This is a genomic window from Aquimarina hainanensis, from assembly GCF_042684685.1.
Lineage (GTDB): Bacteria > Bacteroidota > Bacteroidia > Flavobacteriales > Flavobacteriaceae > Aquimarina > Aquimarina hainanensis.
The window spans coordinates 102,424-128,276 of sequence record NZ_JBHULX010000027.1 but is presented as its reverse complement, the minus strand read 5'-3'; the positions used below and the strand labels follow the sequence as shown (position 1 = coordinate 128,276).

At 35.9% G+C, this 25,853-nt stretch carries 29 protein-coding genes; 21 read left to right on the top strand and 8 right to left on the bottom strand.

Annotation, left to right across the window (positions count from 1 at the left end; genetic code table 11):
* The first annotated feature begins 1 nt into the window (after position 1).
* The 13 genes from ACFSTE_RS13985 to ACFSTE_RS13925 all read left to right on the top strand — a co-directional run bounded on the left by ACFSTE_RS13985 (position 2) and on the right by ACFSTE_RS13925 (position 11,834).
* Positions 2-511: a c-type cytochrome gene (locus ACFSTE_RS13985; RefSeq protein ID WP_378258616.1), complete on the top strand. Its 510-nt coding sequence runs from the start codon at positions 2-4 to the stop codon at positions 509-511.
* Positions 512-543: 32 nt separating this feature from the next.
* A complete protein-coding gene (locus ACFSTE_RS13980) occupies positions 544-1,125 on the top strand; it encodes a fasciclin domain-containing protein (protein WP_254884089.1) in 582 nt (193 codons plus the stop codon).
* 7 nt (positions 1,126-1,132) lie between these two features.
* Positions 1,133-3,091 carry a Sec-dependent nitrous-oxide reductase gene (gene nosZ, locus ACFSTE_RS13975; protein ID WP_378258614.1) on the top strand — a complete coding sequence of 653 codons (1,959 nt, stop codon included), beginning with the start codon at positions 1,133-1,135 and terminating at the stop codon, positions 3,089-3,091.
* A gap of 177 nt (positions 3,092-3,268) precedes the next feature.
* Entirely contained in the window at positions 3,269-3,868 is a 600-nt protein-coding gene (locus ACFSTE_RS13970; protein ID WP_378258613.1) for a hypothetical protein, read from the top strand.
* Between the two features lie 15 nt (positions 3,869-3,883).
* Positions 3,884-4,324: a nitrous oxide reductase accessory protein NosL gene (locus ACFSTE_RS13965; RefSeq protein WP_176027507.1), complete on the top strand. Its 441-nt coding sequence runs from the start codon at positions 3,884-3,886 to the stop codon at positions 4,322-4,324.
* Complete coding sequence (locus ACFSTE_RS13960; RefSeq protein WP_176027508.1) at positions 4,324-4,761, top strand: CopD family protein; 438 nt, start codon at positions 4,324-4,326, stop codon at positions 4,759-4,761. The genes ACFSTE_RS13965 and ACFSTE_RS13960 overlap by 1 nt, the downstream gene beginning before the upstream one ends.
* Positions 4,762-4,781: 20 nt before the next feature.
* The gene (locus ACFSTE_RS13955; RefSeq protein WP_378258610.1) at positions 4,782-6,053 is read left to right on the top strand and encodes a nitrous oxide reductase family maturation protein NosD; all 1,272 of its coding nucleotides are present in this window, start codon (positions 4,782-4,784) and stop codon (positions 6,051-6,053) included.
* A complete protein-coding gene (locus ACFSTE_RS13950) occupies positions 6,050-6,757 on the top strand; it encodes an ABC transporter ATP-binding protein (RefSeq protein ID WP_176027510.1) in 708 nt (235 codons plus the stop codon). Before ACFSTE_RS13955 ends, ACFSTE_RS13950 begins: the two co-directional genes overlap by 4 nt.
* Entirely contained in the window at positions 6,750-7,532 is a 783-nt protein-coding gene (locus tag ACFSTE_RS13945; protein WP_176027511.1) for an ABC transporter permease, read from the top strand. Before ACFSTE_RS13950 ends, ACFSTE_RS13945 begins: the two co-directional genes overlap by 8 nt.
* 157 nt (positions 7,533-7,689) lie before the next feature.
* The gene (locus ACFSTE_RS13940) at positions 7,690-7,989 is read left to right on the top strand and encodes a hypothetical protein (RefSeq protein ID WP_378258607.1); all 300 of its coding nucleotides are present in this window, start codon (positions 7,690-7,692) and stop codon (positions 7,987-7,989) included.
* 200 nt (positions 7,990-8,189) lie between these two features.
* Positions 8,190-9,035 carry a hypothetical protein gene (locus tag ACFSTE_RS13935; protein WP_378258606.1) on the top strand — a complete coding sequence of 282 codons (846 nt, stop codon included), beginning with the start codon at positions 8,190-8,192 and terminating at the stop codon, positions 9,033-9,035.
* Between the two features lie 189 nt (positions 9,036-9,224).
* The gene (locus tag ACFSTE_RS13930) at positions 9,225-11,234 is read left to right on the top strand and encodes a TonB-dependent receptor plug domain-containing protein (protein WP_378258605.1); all 2,010 of its coding nucleotides are present in this window, start codon (positions 9,225-9,227) and stop codon (positions 11,232-11,234) included.
* A gap of 153 nt (positions 11,235-11,387) precedes the next feature.
* Positions 11,388-11,834, top strand: a complete 447-nt coding sequence (locus tag ACFSTE_RS13925) for an RrF2 family transcriptional regulator (protein ID WP_176027515.1) — start codon at positions 11,388-11,390, stop codon at positions 11,832-11,834.
* Between the two features lie 8 nt (positions 11,835-11,842).
* Here ACFSTE_RS13925 and moaA read toward each other — a convergent pair whose 3' ends face one another.
* Genes moaA through ACFSTE_RS13885 form a run of 8 tightly spaced genes read right to left on the bottom strand, consistent with a single transcriptional unit; the run spans position 11,843 to position 17,303 of the window.
* Positions 11,843-12,850, bottom strand: a complete 1,008-nt coding sequence (gene moaA / locus ACFSTE_RS13920; protein WP_378258604.1) for a GTP 3',8-cyclase MoaA — start codon at positions 12,848-12,850, stop codon at positions 11,843-11,845.
* Positions 12,850-13,761, bottom strand: coding sequence for a bifunctional molybdenum cofactor biosynthesis protein MoaC/MoaB (gene moaCB, locus ACFSTE_RS13915; RefSeq protein WP_378258602.1), 912 nt, complete (start codon positions 13,759-13,761; stop codon positions 12,850-12,852). Before moaCB ends, moaA begins: the two co-directional genes overlap by 1 nt.
* A 1-nt stretch (position 13,762) precedes the next feature.
* Positions 13,763-14,206 carry a molybdenum cofactor biosynthesis protein MoaE gene (locus ACFSTE_RS13910; protein ID WP_176027518.1) on the bottom strand — a complete coding sequence of 148 codons (444 nt, stop codon included), beginning with the start codon at positions 14,204-14,206 and terminating at the stop codon, positions 13,763-13,765.
* Between the two features lie 29 nt (positions 14,207-14,235).
* Complete coding sequence (locus tag ACFSTE_RS13905; protein WP_378258600.1) at positions 14,236-14,469, bottom strand: MoaD/ThiS family protein; 234 nt, start codon at positions 14,467-14,469, stop codon at positions 14,236-14,238.
* Positions 14,453-15,043 carry a molybdenum cofactor guanylyltransferase gene (gene mobA, locus ACFSTE_RS13900; RefSeq protein WP_176027520.1) on the bottom strand — a complete coding sequence of 197 codons (591 nt, stop codon included), beginning with the start codon at positions 15,041-15,043 and terminating at the stop codon, positions 14,453-14,455. The genes ACFSTE_RS13905 and mobA overlap by 17 nt, the downstream gene beginning before the upstream one ends.
* A 3-nt stretch (positions 15,044-15,046) precedes the next feature.
* Positions 15,047-15,790: a sulfite exporter TauE/SafE family protein gene (locus ACFSTE_RS13895; RefSeq protein WP_176027521.1), complete on the bottom strand. Its 744-nt coding sequence runs from the start codon at positions 15,788-15,790 to the stop codon at positions 15,047-15,049.
* Positions 15,787-16,128 carry a winged helix-turn-helix domain-containing protein gene (locus ACFSTE_RS13890; RefSeq protein WP_378258597.1) on the bottom strand — a complete coding sequence of 114 codons (342 nt, stop codon included), beginning with the start codon at positions 16,126-16,128 and terminating at the stop codon, positions 15,787-15,789. Before ACFSTE_RS13890 ends, ACFSTE_RS13895 begins: the two co-directional genes overlap by 4 nt.
* Positions 16,125-17,303: a molybdopterin molybdotransferase MoeA gene (locus ACFSTE_RS13885; RefSeq protein ID WP_378258595.1), complete on the bottom strand. Its 1,179-nt coding sequence runs from the start codon at positions 17,301-17,303 to the stop codon at positions 16,125-16,127. Before ACFSTE_RS13885 ends, ACFSTE_RS13890 begins: the two co-directional genes overlap by 4 nt.
* A gap of 216 nt (positions 17,304-17,519) precedes the next feature.
* Between ACFSTE_RS13885 and nrfH the strand changes: the two genes are divergently transcribed.
* The 8 genes from nrfH to ACFSTE_RS13845 all read left to right on the top strand — a co-directional run bounded on the left by nrfH (position 17,520) and on the right by ACFSTE_RS13845 (position 25,818).
* On the top strand, positions 17,520-18,137 hold the full coding sequence (gene nrfH, locus ACFSTE_RS13880; protein WP_176027524.1) for a cytochrome c nitrite reductase small subunit: 618 nt from the start codon (positions 17,520-17,522) through the stop codon (positions 18,135-18,137).
* Complete coding sequence (gene nrfA / locus ACFSTE_RS13875; RefSeq protein WP_378258593.1) at positions 18,130-19,620, top strand: ammonia-forming cytochrome c nitrite reductase; 1,491 nt, start codon at positions 18,130-18,132, stop codon at positions 19,618-19,620. Before nrfH ends, nrfA begins: the two co-directional genes overlap by 8 nt.
* An 18-nt stretch (positions 19,621-19,638) precedes the next feature.
* Positions 19,639-20,883, top strand: coding sequence for a cytochrome c biogenesis protein ResB (locus ACFSTE_RS13870; RefSeq protein ID WP_378258591.1), 1,245 nt, complete (start codon positions 19,639-19,641; stop codon positions 20,881-20,883).
* A 5-nt stretch (positions 20,884-20,888) separates the two neighbouring features.
* Positions 20,889-21,689, top strand: coding sequence for a cytochrome c biogenesis protein (locus ACFSTE_RS13865; protein WP_176027527.1), 801 nt, complete (start codon positions 20,889-20,891; stop codon positions 21,687-21,689).
* Between the two features lie 117 nt (positions 21,690-21,806).
* On the top strand, positions 21,807-22,046 hold the full coding sequence (locus ACFSTE_RS13860; RefSeq protein ID WP_176027528.1) for a hypothetical protein: 240 nt from the start codon (positions 21,807-21,809) through the stop codon (positions 22,044-22,046).
* A 47-nt stretch (positions 22,047-22,093) separates the two neighbouring features.
* Positions 22,094-24,379, top strand: a complete 2,286-nt coding sequence (locus ACFSTE_RS13855) for a molybdopterin-dependent oxidoreductase (protein WP_254884090.1) — start codon at positions 22,094-22,096, stop codon at positions 24,377-24,379.
* Positions 24,380-24,506: 127 nt separating this feature from the next.
* On the top strand, positions 24,507-25,199 hold the full coding sequence (locus ACFSTE_RS13850; RefSeq protein ID WP_378258588.1) for a multiheme c-type cytochrome: 693 nt from the start codon (positions 24,507-24,509) through the stop codon (positions 25,197-25,199).
* Positions 25,189-25,818 carry a cytochrome c3 family protein gene (locus ACFSTE_RS13845; protein WP_176027531.1) on the top strand — a complete coding sequence of 210 codons (630 nt, stop codon included), beginning with the start codon at positions 25,189-25,191 and terminating at the stop codon, positions 25,816-25,818. Before ACFSTE_RS13850 ends, ACFSTE_RS13845 begins: the two co-directional genes overlap by 11 nt.
* Positions 25,819-25,853 lie beyond the last annotated feature (35 nt).

The window sequence follows — 25,853 nt, the reverse complement described above, 5'->3', positions numbered from 1 at the left end:
TATGAAGAGACTAGGAACATTCTTCCTTTTATTCTCTGTTTTACTGTGTATGAGTTGCAGTGAAAAACAAGAAAAAAAAGAAGAAAAATTTACAATTGGAAAAAAACATACCTCAACGAATAAGGTAGAAGAAAAAGAAACAACCTCTCCCGTTATTCTTGCATCCAAAAAGGTTGACTTAACAAACAAAGGTATTGGTCCCATATCTTCTATAGAATTGCCTGAAAACACCGATAGTTCAATGGTTACTAACGGACAAGCTCTTTTCAAGACAAAATGTATGGCTTGTCATAAAGTCAGCAAAAAATTCATTGGTCCTCCGGTAGCAGGTATTCTAAAAAGAAGAACTCCTGAATGGGTGATGAATATGATGTTAAATCCCGAAGAAATGGTTCAGAAAGATCCATTAGCCAAAGAACTCTTTATTGAGTTTAACGGTTCTCCAATGGCAAATCAAAGCTTGAGCAAAGAAGAATCCAGAACAATTTTAGAATACTTAAGAACATTATAGAATATCAATAACCCCAAAATCAATTACGTTTAATGAACACAAACATGTATAAAAAGTCGATACGATACTCGCTCTTCTTATTGTGTTTTGCAACTATAAGTTGTAAAAATGAAGCTGTTGACAAGGTATCATCTCCCTCTAAGTCCCAACAGCAAGAGGCACAACAAAGGCAAGGGCAGGCTTTTATCAAAGATGACGAAGCAAAACCGTCTGTATTACACATAGCTATCGGTTCTAAAGATCACACCACTTTAGTCGCTGCCGTACAAGCTGCACAATTAGAAAACTCACTTGTCAATGCTGGTCCTCTGACAGTATTTGCTCCTACAAACGAAGCATTTAATGCACTCCCGGAAGGAACCGTAGACAATTTGTTAAAGCCGGAAAATATAGATCAGCTCGCATACATATTAAAGCACCATGTTACTCCGGCAACCTATGATAAAGAGTTTATAAAAAAATTCAAAAAGCTAGGGCAAGCCAGTAATGAAAACATCCCGGTAGAAGTAAAAAATGGAGAAGTATATGTAGGTGGCGCTAAAATTATTGGTAGCGTTCCTGCCGGTAATGGAATTGTACACGTAGTTGATAAAGTAATTCTCCCTTCTAAATAAATAAAACATGAAAAAGACATTCATTTATCTGTTTATAATAAGTATCGCAGTAACTATTATAAACTGCACCCCAAAAACAAAATCTAAGCAGCAAGGAGCTTTAAACGCATCCGCAGCAGAAAAAGTATATGTCCCTCCTGGAGAGCACGACGATTTTTACGCCTTCGTTTCTGGAGGATTCAGTGGTCAGTTAGCCGTATATGGTCTTCCTTCCGGTCGACTGTTCAAAATAATCCCTGTCTTCTCTCAGGACGCAGAAAAAGCCTGGGGGTATAGTGAAGAGACAAAACCGATGCTGAATACTTCTTTTGGGCATATCCCTTGGGGAGATGCACATCACCCGGATATCTCGCAAACAAATGGAGAACTAGATGGTCGTTGGGTATTTATCAACGAGAATAATACACCTAGAATTGCCAAAATAGATCTTACTACTTTCGAAACTACTGAGATCATAGAAGTTCCTAACTCTGCAGGAAACCACAGTTCTTCTTATGTAACTGAAAACACGGAATATGTAATTGCAGGAACTCGTTTTGGGGTTCCGGTACCTCAAAGAGATATTTCGATCAAAGAATACAAAGGTAATTTTAAAGGCGCCTTATCTTTTTTAAAAGTAGATCCCGAAGAAGGACATATGGATCTGTCTTTTCAAATTCTAATGCCGGGATTCGATTATGACAAAGCGCACCCGGGAAGAGGAAAATCTCATGGATGGTTTTTCTACACGACCTATAATACCGAAGAAGCAAGTACATTACTAGAAGTAAATGCTTCACAAAATGATAAGGATTTTATTGCAGCAGTAAACTGGAAGAAGGCAGAAGAATATATCAAGGCCGGAAAATTCAAGACAATGCCAACTAGATATGCACATAATATTTATGACGAAGAAACACATACTGCAACCACTAAGTGGGGAAAAGAAGTTCGTGTTCTGGATCCCGCAGAATGTCCTGGTTTAGTATATTTCTTACCTACACCTAAATCACCGCATGGATGTGATGTAGACCCTACGGGAGAGTACATTGTAGGAAGTGGGAAGCTATCTGCTGATGTAACCGTACATTCTTTTTCTAAAATGATGAAAGCCATTGAAGAGAAAAAATTCACAGGAGAAGCCTATGGTATTCCGATCCTTGATTTTGAAACTGTGAATGCAGGAAGTGTAAAACAAGCAGGACTTGGTCCATTACATACAGAGTTTGATGATAAAGGTCATGGATATACCACTTTCTTTATCTCTTCTGAAGTAGTAAAATGGAAAGTAGGTACCTGGGAAGTTATTGACAGAAAACCTACATACTATTCTGTAGGACACTTAATGATTCCAGGAGGTAACTCCAGAAAGCCATTTGGAAAATACGTATTGGCAATGAATAAAATCACAAAAGACCGCTACCTTCCTACTGGTCCCGAAGTAACACAATCTGCACAATTGTATGACATCACAGGAGAAAAAATGGAGTTACTTCTGGATTTTCCAACAGTAGGGGAACCTCATTATGCTGCCGGATGTCCGGCAGATCTGATAAAATCAAAGTCTAAAAAGATATTTAAACTCGAAGAAAACAAACACCCGTATGTTGCCAAGTCTGCTGAAGATGTAAAAGTAGTACGAAATGGCAATGAGGTTCACATTTATATGACCATGATCAGGAGTCATTTTTCTCCGGATAATATCGAAGGTATTAAAGTTGGAGATAAAGTTTATTTCCATGTAACCAATCTCGAACAAGATTATGACGTCCCTCACGGAATTAGTATGATTGGAGCAAATACATCCGAGTTATTGATCATGCCCGGACAGACAGAGTCTTTTGTATGGGAGCCAAAGCAAGTAGGTGTCTGGCCGTTCTATTGCACTGATTTTTGTTCGGCACTACATCAGGAGATGCAAGGATATGTTCGTGTTTCTCCAAAGGATTCCGACATTGAATTAAGCTGGTCATTAGGGGATGAATAAGCCTTAAACAAGGTACCTCTATAACGTAAATACCATATTCACTCATAATGAAGCAGTCATGATATACCAATGCTTATCAGCCTATCAAAAGAACTTCCATATCTTCAATAATCTGATAAGGACGACCCTTGGTAATCATACGAAACGACTGCTTCATTTTTTTTAAATATTATTCTTATGACGAAGCCAAAAATAATGATGGTATCTGGTGCTGTTATAATTCTAACCTTGTTTCTATTTCCTTTATGGAACATTACACTGGAAGCGCCTCAATACCCTACCCCTCTGGAAATGGATATCTACATCTATAAATTTGCCGACACCCACCCCCATGATATCAAAAATATAAATTTGATGAATCACTATGTAGGAATGCAGGAAATTCCGGAAACGATTCCTGAATTCAAAATATTCCCTATAGTAATCATTTTTATGGCACTTACCGGGGTACTCATCGGTTTTTTCAAAAACTACAAGTGGTATTTAGGATGGTTTATAATAATGAGTGTATTAGCATGTGCGGGCATCTATGACTTTTATCTATGGGAATATGAATACGGTCATAACCTGGACCCAAAAGCAATCCTGAAATTCACAAATCCAGACGGAAGTGTGATGGGGTTTCAGCCTCCGCTACTAGGATCTGAGGATATCCTAAATTTCAGAGTGCATTCATATCCGCAACTGGGAGCTTTTTTCTTAGGAGCAGGAATACTCCTCTGTCTATTCGCATACATAACCAGCAAAAAAAATCAAAAAAACACTCTCCCCTCCTAAAATAAATTCAGCATCATGAAAAAAGTATTATTCATTTCTTTTATTTCTATACTGTTGACTTCATGTAATACAGGTCCCAAGCCTATTCATTACGGAACAGACATGTGTTATTCCTGTACAATGACTATTGTAGATAAAAGACATGCAGCAGAAATTGTAACCAGAAAAGGAAAAGTATTTAAGTTTGATGCTACCGAATGTATGATCAACCATATAAAAACAGTAGACACCTCCTCTATCGGCTCTTACCTCACTGTAGATTATACCAAACCAGAATTATTAATAGATGCCACAAAAGCAACTTTTTTAATCACCGAGCAAATCCCCAGTCCGATGGGAGCCTACTTATCAGCCTTTGAAAACCCAAAAGACGCAGACTCTGTTCAGGCAAAAAAAGGAGGAAATATATACTCCTGGAACAAGCTCCTGTCAACTCTTAAAAACAACACCCAATAATGCTAAAAATTGTAATATTTATTCATATCATCAGTGCTACCATATGGACAGGAGGTCACCTTATATTAGCTTTGACATTTCTTCCTAAAGCACTACGCAATAATGATTTCAAAATCATAGAGAGTTTTGAAACCAGGTACGAACGTATTGGAATCCCTTCCTTATTTATACTTGTCATCACAGGAATATATATGACAACCATATATGCTCCTGATTTATTCACTTTCGATTTTGAAAATCACTTTATAAAACACATTCTTATAAAACTTGGGCTTCTTTTATGTACCATATGCCTCGCATTACACGCCAGGTTCGTCCTTATCCCTAAACAAAAATTAAAACCCTTAGCCTATCACATTATCGCAGTTACTATTACTTCTGTATTATTCGTACTGGTTGGTTTTAGCCTGAGAAGTGGTGGGATTTTTAACCCCTAATTCTATTGTTCCTAATACAAATGACTATAAGAATACATACATACCATCATTCATTTCGCTATTTATGCCTTTTATTGTTTTTATTTTTAATAGGAAGCGCTAAAAACACATACGCAGAAACATTCTCTGTATGTCATAGTTGTACTCATACTTCTATCAAAGAAACTATTGCATCAGCCCATGCTTATGACACTATTTATATCCAAAAGGGAACCTATAAAGAATTTGATATTGTAATCGATAAGCCCCTTAGTCTTATCGGTAAACAATACCCTGTCATTGATGGAGAGCAACAAGGAGAAATTATCACTATTACGTCTGATCATGTGACCGTTGACGGCTTGTTTATTATTAATGTAGGTATTAGCTATACAGAAGACTTTGCAGCTATACGAGTGCGAAAAAGCAACCATTTCACAATTCGGAATATAGTTTTGGAACGCCTCTTTTTCGGTATTTATATAGAAAAATCTAATCATGGAAAAATTTACCACAATAAAATTATCGGAAATGCTGTCGAAGAACACAATTCGGGAAACGGGATTCAACTCTGGTATAGTCATCACATAGAAATAGCACATAACTTTATACAGCAGGTAAGAGATGGTATCTACCTGGAATTTTCTAATTACTGCACCATAAAAAACAATACCAGCACAAAAAATATCCGTTATGGTCTTCACTTTATGTTTTCTAATGACGATAGTTACGATCAAAACATTTTTGAGTTAAATGGTGCAGGTGTAGCGGTCATGTTCTCCAGACGTATTAAGATGACAAATAACTTCTTCCGGAAAAACTGGGGTACGGCATCCTACGGAATGCTCCTCAAGGAAATAAATGATGCTGAGATCATCGGAAATACATTCGAAGAAAACACCATTGGAATTAATATAGAAGGATCCAACAGAATACGCTACACGAAAAATAATTTTATCACCAATGGATGGGCTATTAAAGTTCGGGGAGCATGTTATACCAATACGTTTACTCATAACAATTTTTTATATAACTCTTTCGATATTTCATACAACAGTAAATTAAACGATAATCTATTCGATAAGAATTACTGGAGTAATTATACTGGGTATGATTTAGATAAAAATAATATTGGGGATGTCGGATACAGACCTGTAAAATTATTTTCATACATCGTTAACAGGACTCCAGAAACCATCATACTATTACGTAGTCTCTTTATCGATATCATCGATTTCTCTGAGAAAGTCTCTCCTGTCTTTACTCCTGATAAGCTTATCGATCAACACCCCTTAATGAAGAAAGTATTATGATTGCAATAAAGAATTTACATAAAAGTTATCAGAAAAATAAGGTATTGACTGGCATTAACCTGACTATTAATAAAGGAGGGGTATTTGCCATCCTAGGGCCCAATGGTTCGGGAAAAACAACTTTAATTAAGAGTGTATTAGGTATGATTACTCCCTCATCAGGTGATATAATGGTTATGGGACAACCTATACAGAATAATTGGAATTACAGAAAGCAAATTGACTATTTGCCGCAAATTGCCAATTTCCCCAGTAATCTAAAAGTCAAAGAGCTCATTACAATGATTAAGGATCTCCGGGGAGCTACCCAACTGGATGAGGAATTAATTTCTCTTTTTAAGCTGACTCCGTTTCTGGATAAAAAATTAGGAGAGCTCTCCGGGGGAACAAAACAAAAAGTAAACATTGTTCTCACTTTTATGTTTGATAGCCCAATTGTTATACTAGATGAACCTACAACAGGATTAGATCCAATCTCCTTGATACGTTTAAAAGCATTGATCGAAGATGAAAAAGAGAAAAACAAGACCATCTTAGTCACTTCTCATATTATGAGTTTCGTAGAAGAAATCGCTGATGAAATTGTCTTTATACTAGAAGGACAGATCTATTTTAAAGGCTCCATCCCTACTCTAAAACAAAAAACACAAAAAACAGATTTTGAACATGCAATCGCATCCATATTAGAATTACATCATGCTTAAAATATTAAAATATAGTTTTTACGATTTAATGCGTAGCCGCTGGAGCTATGTTTATTTTCTATTCTACCTGCTCCTTGCTTCCGTCCTGTTATTCCTTAACAATGACCTGTCTAAAGCAGTTATAACATTAATGAATGTGATCATCCTTATTGTCCCGCTTATCGGAACCGTTTTTGGAGTTATGTATTACTACAATTCCAAAGAATTTGTTGGGTTATTACTGGCTCAACCGCTACGACGTGAAGCCATTTTTCTCGGGCAGTATCTCGGAGTTTCACTCTCTTTGTCCATGAGTCTGATTATAGGAATTGGAATTCCCTTTGCCGCCTACGGATTATTTTTTTCAGATGCCATTTGGGATTTTTCTCTCCTTCTTATTACAGGAAGTTTTCTCACCTTTATTTTTACAGCACTAGCTTTTAATATCGCGTTATCCAATAACAACAAAATAAAGGGGTTTGGATACGCCATTCTTTTGTGGCTATTTATGGCTATCATTTATGACGGTATCTTTTTAATGTCATTAATTTTGTTTGAAGATTACCCTTTAGATAAGCTATCGCTATTCGGGACCATTCTAAATCCTATTGACTTATCGAGAACACTTATTTTATTAAAACTGGATATCTCTGCTCTTCTAGGATATACAGGGGCTGTGTTTAAAAAATTCTTCGGTACCAGCCTTGGGTTTATCATTTCATCTGTGGTCTTATTTCTTTGGGTGGTGCTTCCCGTTTCTCGAATTATTTTTAAATCAAAAAGAAAAGATTTCTAAGCTTAGGCTAGTACTGATTTTTATCATATACAGTGCTTCTTTTTTTAATAATTTTGTCTTTGTGAACCCCTTTTGTCTACATAGAATAATAGCCCTATTATTAGGTTTTATCGTATTAACTTATAACATAAATACAGTAATCATACTTACTGATTTTATGATTAATCAAAAGGTAATTGCGGCAACACTATGTGTACAAAAAGAAGCTCCCAAAGGATGTAACGGAAAATGTCAATTGAGAAAAATGCTAAGAGCAAACAGTAAGAAAACACCTTCTGGTATTCCGATGGGTCAGGAAGAAAACTATGTAGTTTCTTTGCGATATCTTCCTCCTGCTCCAATGTATTTTCTCAATACAATTTCGATTAAAACATCAGCTCTAATCAGCTGTCAGACATTAGAAAAACCTATTAAGCAATTTTACGAAATAGAAGTACCCCCACCTATTACTGTGTAAGCATTTTTCATACACTATTTCTAGTGTAATCATACACATTCTCCTTATGTGGTGATCTTTTATACAATCATCTCATAAGAATTATAAGCCTGTAGCGGATTCTGGTCATCCTATTTTTTCATCATTGATTGAGGATGATAAGCTGTACATTATTTTTTTACAACTCGTATCAGATGCTACACTATTAAAAACATAAAAACATGAAATTTACACACTATTTATTCCCTATATTCTTCTTTTTGATCCACATATCCTGTTCTGACGATGACACAGATATAACTATAATAGATGAAATTGAATCTTTGAAAAAAGTTCAGGAAATTACCAACGATACCCATACAATAGAACTGTATACCGATACAGGTCATTTTAGTACCGGCTATAATGATATTAGCTTGCGCATTAAAAATAACTCGGACAATACCTATATAGAAAATGCTTCACTAACATGGAATCCGGTTATGACGATGCCAACGATGAAACACTCTTGTCCAAAATCTACCATTTCCAAGGTTCCAGGAAAAAACACCCTTTATAACGGGTATATTATTTATCAAATGACTCATATGGACATGAGCGGATGGACACTGAACATTTCTTATACGATTAATGATAATTCCTATGAGGCAAAAGCCCCCCTACTGGTTGGACAAAGTAACAGACAAAATGTAACTACTATTACAGGTAGTGATGATACCAAATACATTATTGCTTTGATAGCCCCATCAGTTCCCAAAATTGCAGTTAATGATGTAAAAATAGGTATCTACACTATGGAAGATGCTTTTTCATTTCCCGTAGTAAAAAATTATTCCATAGCTCTGGACCCCAGAATGCCTTCTATGGGAAATCACAGCTCTCCCAATAATGAAGATCTCATCTACAGTGATATTGATACTATGTATCATGGAAGGTTATCATTAACTATGTCTGGGTATTGGGTACTGAACCTAAAACTTATAAATGATCAGGGAATGCTTCTTAAAGGAGAGGATATAACGACTGATCACTTACAAAGCAGTTTATATCTGGAAATAGAGTTTTGATCTAAAATCAGCTCTGATGACTTATAAATGCCCCGGAATAAAACCTGGGGCTATTACTCCTATTTCACAAAAATAAAGAGGGCATTTTTTATCTAAAATCCTCAACTCCAAAAGAATAGCAGCACTACCTCATTTCTATAATAAGGTCGTATAGAGTGCTATGTCTTCTTATTCAATATGTTTTAAAACATGAAAAAAATACATAACTGCATCCTCGGAATCTTTTTTAGTAGTATTTGGGGGATTCAATCACAATCTGAACTTCCAGAAAAAAAAGAAATTCCAATCACTCAATTAGATGAAATCACCATTATTAGCAGGAGAAAACTCAGTAACTATCAGCAAGAAAAAATTGTATCAGGGATTGATCAATATTTAGAGAACTCCCTGCACATAAATATGATTAAGCGAGGAAATTATGCCTGGGAGCCTTCGCTAAATAACATGACCACAGATCGATTATCGATTACTATTGATGGAATGCAAATTTATGGAGCCTGTACCGACAAAATGGATCCGGTTACCTCATATGTAGATGTTTCTAATCTGGAAAAAGTGACGGTTTATTCTGGTCAGGAAGGAGCAGAAAACACCAATACAATTGGAGGAGGAATTGACTTAACACTTCCAGAAGCAACCTATAAAAACACAGGGTTCAAGAGCAGTTTTGATCTTGGATATGAAACAAACAGTCACTACAAAACTACCGGAACGGCTCTCTCTTATTCCGGAAATAATTTTTTCGTAAGTGGGGATATCATCTATAGAAAGTCTGATAACTACTATGCGGGTAATAACAACGAAGTTTTATTCTCTCAATTCGAAAAGTACAATATCTCTGTATTAACTGCTTATAAAATATCGGAATATCAAAGCATAGAAGCCACCTATATTTATGACCGAGCATCTGATGTAGGCTATCCGGCATTGCCTATGGATGTCTCTCTAGCCAAAGCATCTATTGCTTCTCTCGCATATAAATACCAAAACGATGATACTATGATCAAAGATTGGGAAACAAAACTCTATTACAATTCGGTAACTCACATCATGGATGATACAAAGCGACCTGATGTTCCAATACGTATGGACATGCCTGGGTGGAGTGATACCTATGGAGGGTATTCCAAAATGGTATTGAAGAAAGAACAACACAGCCTTCAATTTAACCTTACCGCTCATTATAACCGATCACTGGCAGAAATGACAATGTACCCCAATACTCCTGATGAGCAGCATATGTTTATGTATACCTGGCCAGATGTAAGAACTTTTAATACTGGTTTTTTTGCAAAAGACAAAATCGAACTTACTGATACGGATAAACTACACCTTACTACTCGTATCGGATATCATAAGAACACTATTAAAAATCAAACCGGCTTAGAAAGTCTTCGAATCTTTTATCCTTTCATATCAGACTCCAAACAACGGATTCTCAATAGTTTTTCTGCTAATTATCATAAAAAAACAGCTACTGCAGATCTTTCTTTTGGGATCGGATATGGAGAAAGAGCTCCTTCTGTGAGCGAAGGCTATGGTTTCTTTCTGTTCAATAGCTTTGATGGTTATGATTATATAGGAAACCCAGCGCTAAAAAAAGAAAAATCGGTAGACTTCTCAGTCAAAGCTAATTTCGAGAAAAAGAAGCTAAAAATCAGCGCAGAAGCTGCTTATTTTCATCTTATGGATTATATTATCGGAGAGATCAATCCCGCTATAAGTCCGATGACCATTGGAGCAAATGGAGTTCGGGTATACAACTCTCTAGCGTATGCCTCTATCTTTAAGTCTACCTTAAATAGTACCTATACGCTTTCAGATCAAATTTCACTATATACAGCTATCGGATTTAATTACGGTCAGGGAAGTAATGGTGCTAACCTGCCACTGATCAGTCCTCTTTCATACCAGATCCAGGTTTCTTATAAACTCCCTACATTTAACTCCGCTATACAGCTCAAAGGAAATATGGAGCAGACATCCTATAGCCCCACTTACGGAGAGGACAAGACCCCATCATTTGCCATCCTGAACCTAACAATGGGAAATCAGTTTTATATCAAAGAACATAAAACCGTGCTTAAATATGGTATTGAAAATATCCTGGACACGACATATTCTACCTATGCTGACTGGAATAATATCCCTAGACAGGGAAGGAACTTTTTTGTAAACCTTTCATACATTCTTCAATAAAGATCATTTTTGGAAGAATCTCTTTGAAACAAATTCTGAAACATTTATACCTCTGTTATTGAGTAAAACCTGTTGTTTATTTCATGAAAAGCATTGCTCATAATAAAGATAAAAATATCTTTTATTATTTTTGAAAGCAAAACCAAACTGATTATGTTATCTAATGCATGCAAATATGCAATACGTTCTATCCTATATCTAGCGATACACAGTGATGAAACTCATAAAATTGGCGTAAAAAAAGTTGCTGAAGAAATCGAGACTCCTCAACCTTTTCTTGCTAAACTCCTTCAACAATTAGTAACCAATAAGCTTGTCTCTTCTAGTAAAGGACCTAAGGGAGGTTTTTTCTTAGATAAAAAAAATAAAGAAAAGTCGGTTTGGGATATTATAAAAACAATCGACGGAACAGATAAGTTTGATCAATGCTTTTTAGGGTTATCTTCCTGTGATGATGAAAACCCCTGTCCTGCACATCGATTTGTATCTCCTTTTAAAAAATTAATTTTAAATGATTTTAGAGATAAAACCATTGCCAGTCTTGTGGAAGAGATTAAGGAAAACGGTACTGTTATTTCTTTAAAAGGGTTTAACAACTAAGTAGAAAACTACCCCCCTATAATTGTCATACTTCGGTTTCTCGTATGTAGTACTGGATTCTTTAATTCCTCTAAGGTATTCATCCCTCCTCTTGTTTTTTCTTTAAGCAAAAAGCTTTTTTGAATTATTGACTCTATCGATTTCCCCTCTCGTAAAGGGCTTAACAAGTCTGATTCCGTTGCCGAAAACAAACAATTTTTCAAGTATCCATTAGCCGTAATTCTTATCCTATTACATGAATCACAAAATGGGTTTGTCACAGAACTAATAATTGCGAATCTCCCTGTATAACCTCCTATTTTGTAGTGAACAGCAGTGTCATTTGGAGCATCTTTTTCTTTGACAATCAATCTTTCGGAAAAATAGTTTTTTACAGTCTTCATTATCGTTTGGTAAGAAACCATTTTATCAATATTCCATCTATTTCCATCAAAAGGCATAAACTCTATAAAACGAATCGTTACATCCAAATCTTTAGTTAATCGAATAAAATTGATAATTTCATCTTCATTAAAGCCTTTTATCAATACAATATTGATCTTTACATGAAAATTAGCGTTCAATAATTTAAAAATATTAGTATATACTCTATCAAAATAATTTCTTCTTGTAATATCTTTAAACTTTCTCTCATTCAGAGAATCTAAACTAACATTAACGTCTCTAATTCCCACTCTTTTAAAAACAGGAATAAACCTATCAACGACAACAGCATTTGTTGTAATCGCAAGATTAATAGGTAAAGAAGCTAATTTTTCTAGTATCTGATGAATATCTTTTCGGATAAGTGGTTCCCCTCCTGTTAATCTAATTTTTGTAACTCCATTTTTCACAAAAACTTTTGCTATTTCATAGACCTCATCAGCTGTCATCAGACAAGATTTTGGGGATAAATGAACTCCTTCAGAGGGCATACAATAAGTACATCGAAGATTACAACGTTCTGTCAATGAAATTCTCAGATACGAATGTTTTCGTTGATGAGTATCGGTTAATATATTTTTTATTTCTTTCATCAATCGTGTCTTGCTCCTTTAAAAATTCTAAAAAGATGAAGTATTGCTGGGAAAACAGCTTCCATTGATTCTTTTGCTCCATTAGTGGATCCAGGGAGCCCTAAAACCAAGCTGTTTTTTAAGGTCCCGGCTACACTTCTGGATAACATAGCATAAGGGGTCCGCTCCTGACCATACCGTCTAATTGTTTCTTCAATCCCCGGAATTCTTCTATCCAATAACGGTAAAAGTGCTTCTGGGGTAACATCTCTTTTAGATAGCCCCGTTCCTCCCGTATATATAATTAAATCAATATTTTGTTCTGCATATTTTTTTGCACAAAGCGCTATCTCTTCTATTTCATCTGGTATAACAATATACTTCGATATTGACACCTCGTTTTCTTCTAATACAGTGATAATAGCTTTCCCGGCTTTATCTTCTTTTTGTCCAGCCGAGATAGTATCTGAGCATACGATTACTGTAGCGGTAAGATCTTTTCTAAAACGATCTTTAAAATCTGATTTCCCTCCTTTTTTCTCTAAGAGCTTGATCTCCTTAATTTCGATTCCTTTATCAATTGGTTTTAGCATATCGTACATATTTAGTGCTACTACGCTAGCCCCATGCATTGCTTCTACCTCTACTCCTGTTTTATAAATTGTCTTTACCGTAAACAGTATCTCTATTTCCAATTCGTTAATCTCATATTCAACACTGGTATATTCAATCGGTATCGGATGGCAATCTGGTAATAAATTAGGTGTTTGCTTCACTCCTAATAAACCTGCAGCTTTACTCATCGATAATACATCTCCTTTAGGGACAGTATTCTTCCTGATTGCTGTGATTGTTTCGGGTTTACTCACTTTTACCGTTGCCTGAGCTACAGCAGTTCTAAGTGTTGTCTGTTTATGTGTGATATCTACCATATTATGTATTCACTTTCCATTGATGCGAAGCATCATCGAATATTTCTTTTCCAAAAACAGGAATATTTGCCTTTATTTCATTTACTAGGTATTCTATTGCTCTAAATGCTTCCTTTCTCTTTGGAGAAGAGACAAACACAAACAAACAAATCTCCCCTGATTTCACTATCCCTTTACTGTGATACACATGCATACAGGTCAGGTCAAACTTATCAAAAGTTTCTTCTCTTATTTCATGAGCCTTTAGGTTTGCCATTTCTTCATAGGCAGTATATTCTATTGCGGTTACTTTTTTTCCATCAATAATATCCGCTCTAACCTGTCCTAAAAAAATATCATGTGCTCCAATAGTCGTTTTTGTTTGATGCTTTGCTATTGATTCTCCAATAAATTTTGTAGAAATAGCCCCTTCTACAAAAATGTTTTTGAGGTTTTTTTTATTCATGTCTATGTGTTTTGTTTAAAATTCATTTATTATCCTCCTGAGAATGGCGGCAACAATACAAGCTCTGTTTCTGCTAACGGCGCCTCAAGAGAAACAAACTCCTGTCCCTGGGCCACTTTAAACTCTTTTCCTTTTAGGTCTGGGTATTTTACAAAAAGAAAATCTAGAAGTTCTTCTATTGTTTTGGCTGTACAGTCTAATTTTTCTTCTCCACATTTAGTAACTTCTGCTAACATTCCAAAATATTTAATCGTCAATTCCATGGCTTATATTCTTTAGATCTTCCGGAGTATTTACATTTATCATAGAACGTAACCACTCTTCTTTTTCTATTTCTATTGTTTTTGTTTTAAACTCAGCTATTGCTACTTTCATCCGTCTCTCTCCCCGTTCTAACAACTCTAAGCACTTCTGTTCACATTCCTTTTTATACAAGGCCAATAGGGGCATTGTTTTATTTTCTCCTTGTAACTGTATTACTTGTGTTTCTTCAGTTCTTTGTTCTAATAATTTTGTCAGTACAGCTGTCTTGATCAAAGGAACATCACAACTTACTATTAGATTATAGGCTGTTCTGGTATGTTTTAAACCTGTATACACTCCTGCCAAAGGACCTGCATTTTTTATTTCATCTTCAACTCTTTGTTTATTAAAAATATCATAATCAGCGCAATCACTAACAATAATAATATCACGAACTATTGGCTCCATAGCTTCTATAATATGTGTTATAAAGTATTTTGAACGATACTTTATAAAACCTTTATCTGTTCCCATCCGACTACTTTTGCCCCCTGCCAGGATAATTCCGGTAACGTCCTTGGAAGACTCTTTCATTTTTTAGATTATAAATAACTTTACTGAAGCCAATACTAATACTAAGGCTAATACATACCTCAACCCTGCATTACTAAATCTCTTACTTCCAAAATACCCCCCTAAGAAACCTCCTGCTAATGCGAAAAGCACCCAAATAAATGAGATATTATTCAAAGTTATTCCCTTACTAAATTGTCCAATAAGTCCCGCAGCGGAATTCACCCAAATAAAAAGAGCTGAAACTGCTGCAGCTTCCTTCATTTTACCCCAATGCAATAATAGAATAACTGGGCTCAAAATAATTCCTCCTCCAATACCAATTAAACCAGAGAGCAAACCAATGCCCCCTCCTACTACAATTCCCTGCCATAATTTAACGTCCTTGATAGTGGCGGTTCCTTTCCCAAAAACATTAAGCATTTTCAGAATAGCAAAAATCAGCAGTACTCCTAGTATTTTTTTATAAACGGCAGCTTCTATCTCTATAGTCCCTCCAATAAAAGCCATCGGGATAGAAGCTATTGCAAATGGCAGAAATAGTTTCATCCTAAAAAAACCTTCTCTGTAATAATGAAAAAATGCAATCGCTGCTACAAATAGATTCAGTAATAACGCCGTTGATTTCATCATCTCAGGGCTAAAAGAAAAAAACGCCATTAATGCCAAATATCCACTTGCTCCTCCATGTCCTACACTAGCATACAAAAAAGACACTAATGGAAGAATAATCATAAAAAGCAAAACACTTTCTGTTTCGAAAATCATCGTATCCGTATTTCTCCTTTTTGACGATCTAGGTATTCCCAACATCCTTTGTTGAGCTCTTCAAAAAAATCAATTAATGTTTTTCCATGTTCTGTTAATACTGCTCCTCCTCCATTTTTACCACCTATAGTCGTCGTGATAACCGGACAAGAGGTAGCATTATTCATTGAATAGATAAGGTCCCATGCCTTTTTATAAGACATATTTAATTTCTTTGCTGCCTTAGACAATGAGCCTGTATTTTCTATTGCTTTTAGTAGCCGAACTCTTCCTTCTCCTATAAGCACATTATTATCCACTTCTATCCAAATCCTACTTTTTATTTTTACATTCTTCATATCGGTAAACATATTACTTCTACAGTATCATTTTTCATAATTCTCGATCGCTCCTCAGGGATATAGACCAATGCATTTGCTACAGCAAATGTTTGTAACATAGCCGAACTCTGTCCTTCTAGAATCGTCACAGTATTTTCTTCCAAAATGGCTTTTAAAAACTGAGCTCTGTTACCTTTCTTCTCAAAAGAAGATATAGATGTTACTTCTTTTTTGTCTAGACTAAAATTTTTATTCCCTCTTAATTTTTCTAATGCTGGATATACATATAAATAAAAACAACTTAACGCTGCTGCGGGATTTCCTGGCAATGCAAAAACAATTTTGTTTTTCTTTCTTCCAAAAAACAATGGTTTCCCTGGTTTTTGCTTTACCTTATAAAAGATCTCCTCCACTCCTAACTCTTTTAATGCTTTCCCAACATAATCATAGGTTCCTACAGAAATCCCCCCCGATAAAACAATTACATCATTTTCTTTTAGAGCTGTTAATAAAACTTCTTTTGTGGTTTCATATTGATCTTTTACAGAATACTCCGATATTTCTTTATATTCTAGTGATTGTAACGCAGTGGCTAACATCCCTCCATTACTATCATAAACCTTCCCTGTAGATAATGGTTTCCCCGGTTCTATCAATTCATTACCTGTAACAACAACACCTATAGACGGTTTTTTATACACCTGAATTTCTTGTATTCCTAAACTTAACAGATACCCTATACCTGCAACAGTGATTATTGTATCTTTTTTTAAGGCAATTTCTCCTTTCTTAATCTGCTCTCCTTCTAAGCGAATATTATCTCCAAAGTTTACGAGTCCTTCTACAGCAATAGTGTTCTCATTCATTACTACCCGTTCTTGCATAATCACTGTATTTGCCGTATCAGGAACAGCTGCACCGGTAAAAATTCGCACTGCTTCGCCTTTTTCTAAAACCGGATGGTGCTGATCTCCTGCCTTTACTTCATCCCGTACCTCATACGTAGTATTGTCATAGAGATTTAATGCATAACCATCCATTGCAGACTGCCTAAAAGGAGGCATGTTAATTGGTGCAATCACATCTTTTGACAATATTTCTCCTACCGCTTCTCTTACTCTTATAGTTTGTGATGTAGTGGTAGTTTGAACCGTCTTAACTACTTTTTGTATGGCTTCTTCTACAGATATCATTATACTCGTTATATACACACAAATATAGCGGCTGTTTTTCCTTAAAAACATGATAAAAATCATGTTTACAACCTCTTACTCTTGCAAAAAGCTATACCTATTTAGATTAAATCTAAACAAATATATTGTGACAAATGTCATATTTATCCCTCAAAATAAATCTGATTTTTACTCTTTCAAAATATTAAAAGACCTTTTTATCTTAATATTATAATTATGAAAAAAATATTCCAGTTTTTTATCCCCCCGAAACCTTGGAGAATCCCTGTGATTATATTATCCGGAGCACTAACAGGTCTTACTATTTATACTCTGATAGAGTCAAAAGCTGTTTCATATTTATCTGACGACCCGAAAACATGCGCTAATTGTCATGTAATGACTCCTCAATACACCACATGGGAAAAAAGTTCTCACAGAGAATGGGCAAATTGTAATGACTGTCATGTTCCTCACGATAATGCGATAAAAAAATACATGTTTAAAGCCAAAGATGGTTTATATCATGCTTCTGTATTTACTTCCCGAGGAGAGCCAGAGGTTATAAAAATGAAAGAAGCCGGAAATGTCGTAGTACAAAACAATTGTATTCGATGCCATCAAGATCAAGTCACCGATGCTCGGTTAAGTGGAATGGTTAAAAACCATTATGAAGATAGAACAACGAGAAAATGCTGGGAATGTCACAAAGAAGTTCCTCATGGAAGCATCCATAGTTTATCCGCTACTAAATACTACGGAAAAATCCCTGAAGAGCACCAAGAAACAATCCCGGAATGGCTAGAAAAACAATTAAACGATTCTGAAAACAAAAACCCTGAAAACGATGAGTAATAAAAGAAAACCATGGAAAAACTGGGTGCTATTCCTGGCATCATTAACTATAGTATTTTTATTAGGCATGTTAGTTTCTACAATTACAACACGCAAAATGGAAGCTAAATTTGCCTATACTCCAAAAACTAAAATTAACCCACTAGAACCCAGAAATGAAATATGGGGAAAAAACTTCCCTAGAGAATTCCAATCTTACTATAAAACAGCGGACTCTTCTTTTGTTTCAAAATATAATGGAAATGCCATGATAGATATGCTAGCGATTGATCCTAGGCTTGTGGTTTTATGGGCAGGATATGGTTTTTCTAAAGATTATAATCAAGGAAGAGGACATGTCTATGCCATCGATGATATACACAATACACTTAGAACTGGAGCTCCTACGGGAGAAAATGATGGTCCTATGCCATCTACCTGCTGGACATGTAAATCTCCTGACGTCCCTAGGGTAATGAATGAACAAGGAGTTTCTGAGTTCTACAAAGGAAAATGGTCCCGTTTAGGAAAAGAAGTTATAAACCCTATAGGCTGTGCTGACTGTCATGATTCCGAGACAATGAACCTGAAAATCACTCGCCCTGCGCTTATTGAAGCATTTGATCGTCAAGGAAAAAATATCCAGGATGCTTCTCATAATGAAATGCGATCTTTGGTTTGTGCACAATGCCATGTAGAATATTATTTTGATAAAAACTTACCGAATAAAAAAGGTACTCCTTACTTGGTTTTTCCCTGGGATAAAGGGCAGACTGTAGAAGATATGGAAAAATATTACGACAGTATCGGTCATGTAGACTGGGTTCATAAATTAAGTAAAGCTCCTATGCTTAAGGCTCAGCATCCTGGATACGAAGTATATAAAATGGGAATTCATGGACAAAGAGGGGTCTCTTGTGCTGATTGTCACATGCCATATAAAACAGAAGGAGGTCAGAAGTTTACAGATCATCATATACAATCACCACTAAATAATGTTGCCAATTCATGCCAGGTCTGCCATAGGGAAGAAAAAGACGAGCTTATAAAAAATGTATTCGATAATCAGGATCGAATTATTGAGAACAGAGATCAATTAGAAGTTCTATTAGTAAAAGCACATGTAGAAGCTAAAAAATGTTGGGATCTAGGTGCTACAGAAGAACAAATGAAGGATATCTTACATGGAATAAGACTAGGACAATGGAGATGGGATTATGCTGCTGCATCGCATGGAGGCTCTTTCCACGCACCTGTAGAATTGGGACGAGTTGTCGCTAAAGGAATTGATATTACGCAAGAGACAAGAATACAACTCGCTAGGTTATTACATGAGCTTGGCTTTAAAGAGGAAGTCCCTTATCCCTCTATAGAAACAAAAGAAGCTGCTCAAAAGTTTATAGGACTCCCTATCGATAAATTAAAACAAGAAAAAGAGGCTTTTAAAAACGAAGTACTTCCTAAATGGAAAGAAGCCGCAAAGAAAAGAGAAAGCACCTATTAATATAACCTACACAATTATATGAGTGAGCCAAACACCCTCATTCAACGTAACCTCTGGGAAACTCCCTGGGGTTACCTTGAATCCTTTTTTATCGGATTGGGAATTATCATAACCGGTTTTTTTCTGGAAGTTTTCACAGGACAAACCAGCTCTTTGACACTTACCTATCCCTATAACATTTATTTTTTAATCATATACATAGTCCTATTATATGTTGCTTATAAATGGTTTTCTTCTTATCAAATCATTCGCTGGCTTACCAAAGTCCCCGCTTCCATAACCAGTATTGTTTTAGTAACTACTCTGGTCATGGTAATGGGTATTATCCCACAAACCACCTCTGATAATGCTGTGATCAATACATTAGGATTAAACCGCATGACTACTAACTGGGCATTTCTTCTTACTCTATTTTTATTCCTAAGTTGTCTAGGGTTGATTACAATCAAAAGGATACTTCAGTTTCGTTGGTCTAATACAGGTTTTATTCTCAATCATCTGGGGCTCTTCATGGCTTTATTATCGGGAATTCTAGGTGCTGGAGATGTACAACGAATTACTATTGACACTTATGAAGGGAAACCTAATTGGATTGCCAAAGATATCCAAAACAACCCGGTAGAACTTCCTTTTGCGTTTTATCTAAAAGATTTTCTAATAGAAGAATATAATCCTAAGCTAGCTTTGGTAGACAATACTAGTGGGAGTTTAGTGCATAATGATGGCAAAAATCTATACCTCATAACTCCTAAACAGCAATATAACTTTAACGAATTTGAAGTTGTAATTGACGAATACCTCCCTTCCTCTGGTAGAGTCTTAAACAAATACGTGTCAGTCAATGAAGTTGGCTCCCCTCCTTCCGCTAAGTTAACTATTAAGGATCTTGTAAAAGATACCATAATAACCGGATGGGTCAGCAGTGGTAGTTTTAGATCTCCTTATGAATCTCTAAAGATAAGTGATGACTATTCCATCGTAATGACCATTCCTGAAGCAAAGAAATTTAGTTCCGACATCGATATTTTAACCAAAGAAGGAGAACGAATTAGTACCGTTTTAGAGGTAAACAAACCTTTCTTATTCAATGGGTGGAAAATCTATCAATTAAGTTATGATGACAGAATGGGAAAGTGGTCCAATCTCAGTGTTTTAGAACTTGTAAAAGACCCCTGGCTTCCGGCTATTTACGTAGGAATATTTATGATGATTACAGGAGCCTTATACCTATTTTGGATAGGAAACAAAATAACTAAAAAATAAAATTTATGACCTGGATTGATTTTCCCTTATACAGCACTAATATTCTCATTCTTTGGTGTATTGGTTTACTTCTTTTACTTCTTTCATACAAAAAAGTAGCTTTATTCAAAATAGCCAACATTGTTTTTATTACCGGTTGGGGGATCTTACTAGTGTTTGTGATAAAATTATGGATAGAACTAGACAGGCCTCCTATGCGAACCCTAGGCGAAACACGCCTTTGGTATGCTACATTTTTACCACTCGTTGGTTACATCACTTTTATCCGATGGAGATACAAATGGTTTTTGGGATACAGCATCGCTATGGCCTGTCTTTTTCTTATTATTAATTACTTACACCCTGAAACATATTCAAAAACGTTAATGCCCGCCCTACAAAGCCCTTGGTTTATTCCCCATGTATTGGTCTATCTATTTTCATATGCTGTCTTAGCAGCATCGAGTATCGTAGCTATAAAAGGGCTAATTGATTATTATAAAAACCGCTTTGATTCCGAAACACTAAAATTGGCAGACAATCTCGTCTATATAGGATTCTCTTTTCTTACTCTAGGGTTGTTATTTGGAGCTCTCTGGGCCAAGGAAGCATGGGGGCATTATTGGACATGGGATCCTAAAGAAGTATGGGCTTTTTTAACTTGGATGGGGTACTTGATATATATTCATTACCGCTATTTTTATTTGCACAAATCCAAGCAAGCCCTTAGTATTCTAGCTTTTGCATTTATTGTATTACTCATATGCTGGTTCGGAGTTAATTACTTACCTGTATCGAACACTAGCGTACACACTTACACACAATAATTAAAAACCTTAAAAACAATTATTTAGACCAAGTATAAACAAGTCAAATATGACAATTATCATACAAATCACTTTTGATAAGAAATACTTTTAACAAATCAACCAAAACTAAGAGATATGCCTATAAAAAGTTACTTAGCCCACCCTCATAAAGGAAAAAAAGAAGAACTATTAGCGTCATTATCTTATATAGAAAATTGCGATGTAATTCCTGCCGAAAATAAAGAAGTTTTAATTGTTATTACAGAGACGAACAACAAAGAAGAAGAAGATTCTCTAAAGGAAAAATTAGACATAATTCCAAGTCTAAAATTACTAGCCATGGTTTCTGGATTTAATACACCTCAAAAAGATTAATCGTTATGTACACCTCTTTAACAAATAGAAGAAGTTTTATAAAAAAAATGGCTGCTTTATCAGCCATGACCGCAGCAGCATCAATTTTTCCTGGAATATTATTCGCTGATGAACAAGAAAAAAATATTCCAAAAAATGCAAATCTAAGTTGGAAAAAAACACCTTGTCGATTTTGCGGAGTAGGCTGTGGTGTATTAGTAGGAGTTGAAGATGGAAAAGCAGTAGCCGTTAAGGGAGATCCTAAATCCCCTGTCAACAAAGGGCTTTGCTGTGTAAAAGGGTACCATTCTGTTATTGCTCTGTATGGAAAAGACAGATTAACGAAACCTCTTATTAAAAAAAATGGAACCTATGTAGAAACCTCTATGAAGGAAGCATTAGATCTTATTGCTTCTAAAATGAAAGAAACAATAACAGAACATGGAAAAGATGCTGTTTCCATATACGGTTCCGGACAATGGACAATTCCTGATGGATATGTTGCCTCTAAACTATTTAAAGGATGTATCGGAACAAATAATGTCGAAGCAAATGCACGTTTGTGTATGGCTACTGCAGTAACGGGGTTTCTCTCTTCATTTGGGCTTGATGAACCAATGGGATGTTATGAAGATATCGATCATGCTGATGTTTTTGTTCTATGGGGTAATAATATGGCAGAAATGCACCCTGTATTATTTTCTAGGTTATTAGATCAACGATTAAAAAGAGGTGTAAAAATCATTGATTTTGCGACCCGAACGACCCGAACCAGTATGGCAGCAGATACTTCTATTATTTTCAAACCACAAACAGACCTTGCTGTAGCAAATGCTATTTGCTATGAAATCATTAATAATGGGTGGGTAAATACCGCTTTTATAGAAACACATTGTAATTTCAGTAAAGGGCTAACCAATATGGGGTACGGTTTGGAAGATAACTTCAAATTCAAAGATAAACCTCAAAAAATTGACTTCGAATCTTATAAAGAATTTCTAAAAGATTACACTCCTGAAAAAGTAGAAAAAATATCAGGAGTCTCTGCCAAAGAGATTAAGTATATGGCTGCGTATTACGGAGACCCTAATAAAAAAGTAATGTCTTTTTGGTGTATGGGACCAAATCAACACTCCAGAGGCACTTGGATGAATAATCTGATTTATAATATTCATCTATTAACAGGTAAGATTTCCTCTCCCGGAAATAGCCCCTTTTCTCTAACCGGACAGCCAAGCGCTTGTGGAACGGTAAGAGAAGTAGGAACACTAACACATAAGCTCCCACACGGGGTAGTTATGAACAAAAAACATCGGGAGTTCGCTGCAAAAATCTGGGAAGTCCCGGCAGAAAATATTTCTCCAAAGCCGACATATCACACCATAGAGATGTTCAGAGCATTAGACAGAGGAGATATACGATTTATGTGGATACAAGTAACCAATCCTATGGTAACCATCCCTAAGCTAAAACGCTATAGAGACGGGGCTAAAAAAGAAGGGCGTTTTATCGTCGTATCTGATGTATACCCAACTCCTACTACAGACATTGCCGATGTTATACTACCATCAGCTATGTGGATTGAGCGAGAAGGGTTATACGGAAATTCAGAACGAAGAACACAATATTTCGAACAAATGGTTGCTCCTCCAGGAGAAGCAATGAGCGATACTTGGCAGCTTATCGAAGTTGCCAAACGTCTAGGATACGAAAAACAGTTCTATTACCAGAAAGAAACACATATTGAAGAAATTTATAATGAATACCGAAGACACCATGAAGGAAAAAAACACAACATGGCTCCTCTGGAGGTCTTAAAAACACAATCAGGAGCTTTATGGCCATACGTAGAAGGGAAATCTACAAAATGGCGTTTTAATTCTAAATACGATCCTGCATGTACTAACGGAAAAGATTTTCATTTTTATGGGAAGCCGGATGGTAAAGCAGTTATATGGCAACGCCCGTACGAACCAGCTGCTGAGGAACCTGATCAGGAATTTCCTTTCTGGCTTTGTACTGGAAGGGTCGTAGAACATTGGCATACGGGTTCCATGACCCGAAGAATTCCTGTATTGCACAAAGCAATGCCTCATGCTTACGTAGAATTGAACCCTTCAGATGCTAAGCGAATGCAAATTCGAAATGGAGATAGCGTTAAACTTACTACTAGAAGAGGAGAAATTATATTACCAGCTTCCGTCAATCAAAGGGGGGTTCCTGCTCCTATGCAGGTATTTGTTCCTTTTTTTGATGAAAGCATGCTGATCAATGATATCACATTGGACTCTTTCTGCCCTATTTCTAAAGAACCTGATTATAAAAAGTGTGCTGTAAAAGTAGAAAAAGCATAAACGAATAACCATTCTCATCTGCCAACTCAAAGTAATAAATGCAGATGATACAACATATCGATTAATGCAAGCTGTATCTGGTTGAAAAAAATAAAACAGGAAGCAGTTTTAGTAAAAAAACACTTAGATGAAAAGATTAGGCATCATATCATTATTTATAGTGCTCTTTATAAGCTTTATTGCTATTTGGAATTATAGCTATCAAACAGGCTTAGAAGATGCCTATATCCCTTTGGAGCAAGAGATATCAACTCCTTTAATCCCATCAGAAACCGGGGTTTTTCTAAGGTCAAAATATGCATTAGAATATGCTAACATGACTGTTGATGAAATACATCAAAGAAGTTTAGATACTTATTATGAGAATAGAGCTTTTCATGGGGCTCCTCCCAGTATCCCTCATCCGGTTTCTAATGAAAGAGCTATGGGGGAAAAAGAATGTTTGCAATGTCATCAAAATGGAGGATTCGTAACTAAATATAAAGCCTATGCTCCGGTTACCCCTCATCCTGAAATGCTCAACTGCAAACAATGTCACGTCCCTCAGCATACACAGCAATTATTTAAAGAAAATAACTTTTTTAAAGCTGCCGCACCTTCTGTAGGCACAAATAGTGCCTTAGTAGGAAGTCCTCCTATGATACCTCATCAAATTCAAATGCGGGAAAACTGTCTGTCGTGTCACGCTGGACCAAGTGCCCCTAAAGAAATTAGAGTATCTCATCCAGAGCGTATCAACTGCAGACAATGCCACGTTTCTACTGATAATACCGTAACCAATTCTTCCATTTTTATAAGACCAAATACTCATGAAAAATAAACATAAGATACTAGTAAATTGGGTTGGTTATATCACTGTTCTTTCCTTGCTTATCTCATGTAAGCATCATGAAGATGAATACCATAGTATTACGGATAAAATTGAGGCTAAAAGCAAGAGCTTCCATGCTACTTCCACCACCTCTGAATTACACACCAAACACCTGAATACCATAAAAATAACTGAAGGAGAGCATACTTTTTTAATCCCAGAAAGAACAGGTGAAATTACCTCCTTTGCCTGTACTGAATGTCATAGCAGTCCACTAAAAGAAATGAAAGGAACCGCTTCTAAAAAAGCACATTGGAATATCAAACTTCAGCATGCTGATGAGCATACAATGAATTGCATTAGCTGCCATAACGGAGATAATATGGATCAGCTTCAGAGTATAACCGGGACCCCTATTAATTTTAACAAAAGCTATCAATTATGCAGTCAATGTCACTCTAAACAATTTACTGATTGGAAGGGAGGTGCTCATGGTAAACAAGTAAAAAGCTGGGCTCCCCCAAGAACTGCTTTGACTTGCGTAAACTGTCATAATCCACATAAACCTCATTTTGAATCTAAGTGGCCTGTGCGATACAATACACAAAAAATAAAAGAACGAGAATAGACCTTATCACTAAGGTGACAAACATATAATCATAT

Excerpts from the sequence above, each read along its gene's own strand:
- ACFSTE_RS13985 (WP_378258616.1), top strand. The coding sequence starts at position 2 with ATGAAGAGACTAGGAACATTCTTCCTTTTATTCTCTGTTTTACTGTGT.
- ACFSTE_RS13980 (WP_254884089.1), top strand. The coding sequence starts at position 544 with ATGAACACAAACATGTATAAAAAGTCGATACGATACTCGCTCTTCTTA.
- nosZ (WP_378258614.1), top strand. The coding sequence starts at position 1,133 with ATGAAAAAGACATTCATTTATCTGTTTATAATAAGTATCGCAGTAACT.
- ACFSTE_RS13970 (WP_378258613.1), top strand. The coding sequence starts at position 3,269 with ATGACGAAGCCAAAAATAATGATGGTATCTGGTGCTGTTATAATTCTA.
- ACFSTE_RS13965 (WP_176027507.1), top strand. The coding sequence starts at position 3,884 with ATGAAAAAAGTATTATTCATTTCTTTTATTTCTATACTGTTGACTTCA.
- ACFSTE_RS13960 (WP_176027508.1), top strand. The coding sequence starts at position 4,324 with ATGCTAAAAATTGTAATATTTATTCATATCATCAGTGCTACCATATGG.
- ACFSTE_RS13955 (WP_378258610.1), top strand. The coding sequence starts at position 4,782 with ATGACTATAAGAATACATACATACCATCATTCATTTCGCTATTTATGC.
- ACFSTE_RS13950 (WP_176027510.1), top strand. The coding sequence starts at position 6,050 with ATGATTGCAATAAAGAATTTACATAAAAGTTATCAGAAAAATAAGGTA.
- ACFSTE_RS13945 (WP_176027511.1), top strand. The coding sequence starts at position 6,750 with ATGCTTAAAATATTAAAATATAGTTTTTACGATTTAATGCGTAGCCGC.
- ACFSTE_RS13940 (WP_378258607.1), top strand. The coding sequence starts at position 7,690 with ATGATTAATCAAAAGGTAATTGCGGCAACACTATGTGTACAAAAAGAA.
- ACFSTE_RS13935 (WP_378258606.1), top strand. The coding sequence starts at position 8,190 with ATGAAATTTACACACTATTTATTCCCTATATTCTTCTTTTTGATCCAC.
- ACFSTE_RS13930 (WP_378258605.1), top strand. The coding sequence starts at position 9,225 with ATGAAAAAAATACATAACTGCATCCTCGGAATCTTTTTTAGTAGTATT.
- ACFSTE_RS13925 (WP_176027515.1), top strand. The coding sequence starts at position 11,388 with ATGTTATCTAATGCATGCAAATATGCAATACGTTCTATCCTATATCTA.
- moaA (WP_378258604.1), bottom strand. The coding sequence starts at position 12,850 with ATGAAAGAAATAAAAAATATATTAACCGATACTCATCAACGAAAACAT.
- moaCB (WP_378258602.1), bottom strand. The coding sequence starts at position 13,761 with ATGGTAGATATCACACATAAACAGACAACACTTAGAACTGCTGTAGCT.
- ACFSTE_RS13910 (WP_176027518.1), bottom strand. The coding sequence starts at position 14,206 with ATGAATAAAAAAAACCTCAAAAACATTTTTGTAGAAGGGGCTATTTCT.
- ACFSTE_RS13905 (WP_378258600.1), bottom strand. The coding sequence starts at position 14,469 with ATGGAATTGACGATTAAATATTTTGGAATGTTAGCAGAAGTTACTAAA.
- mobA (WP_176027520.1), bottom strand. The coding sequence starts at position 15,043 with ATGAAAGAGTCTTCCAAGGACGTTACCGGAATTATCCTGGCAGGGGGC.
- ACFSTE_RS13895 (WP_176027521.1), bottom strand. The coding sequence starts at position 15,790 with ATGATTTTCGAAACAGAAAGTGTTTTGCTTTTTATGATTATTCTTCCA.
- ACFSTE_RS13890 (WP_378258597.1), bottom strand. The coding sequence starts at position 16,128 with ATGAAGAATGTAAAAATAAAAAGTAGGATTTGGATAGAAGTGGATAAT.
- ACFSTE_RS13885 (WP_378258595.1), bottom strand. The coding sequence starts at position 17,303 with ATGATATCTGTAGAAGAAGCCATACAAAAAGTAGTTAAGACGGTTCAA.
- nrfH (WP_176027524.1), top strand. The coding sequence starts at position 17,520 with ATGAAAAAAATATTCCAGTTTTTTATCCCCCCGAAACCTTGGAGAATC.
- nrfA (WP_378258593.1), top strand. The coding sequence starts at position 18,130 with ATGAGTAATAAAAGAAAACCATGGAAAAACTGGGTGCTATTCCTGGCA.
- ACFSTE_RS13870 (WP_378258591.1), top strand. The coding sequence starts at position 19,639 with ATGAGTGAGCCAAACACCCTCATTCAACGTAACCTCTGGGAAACTCCC.
- ACFSTE_RS13865 (WP_176027527.1), top strand. The coding sequence starts at position 20,889 with ATGACCTGGATTGATTTTCCCTTATACAGCACTAATATTCTCATTCTT.
- ACFSTE_RS13860 (WP_176027528.1), top strand. The coding sequence starts at position 21,807 with ATGCCTATAAAAAGTTACTTAGCCCACCCTCATAAAGGAAAAAAAGAA.
- ACFSTE_RS13855 (WP_254884090.1), top strand. The coding sequence starts at position 22,094 with ATGGCTGCTTTATCAGCCATGACCGCAGCAGCATCAATTTTTCCTGGA.
- ACFSTE_RS13850 (WP_378258588.1), top strand. The coding sequence starts at position 24,507 with ATGAAAAGATTAGGCATCATATCATTATTTATAGTGCTCTTTATAAGC.
- ACFSTE_RS13845 (WP_176027531.1), top strand. The coding sequence starts at position 25,189 with ATGAAAAATAAACATAAGATACTAGTAAATTGGGTTGGTTATATCACT.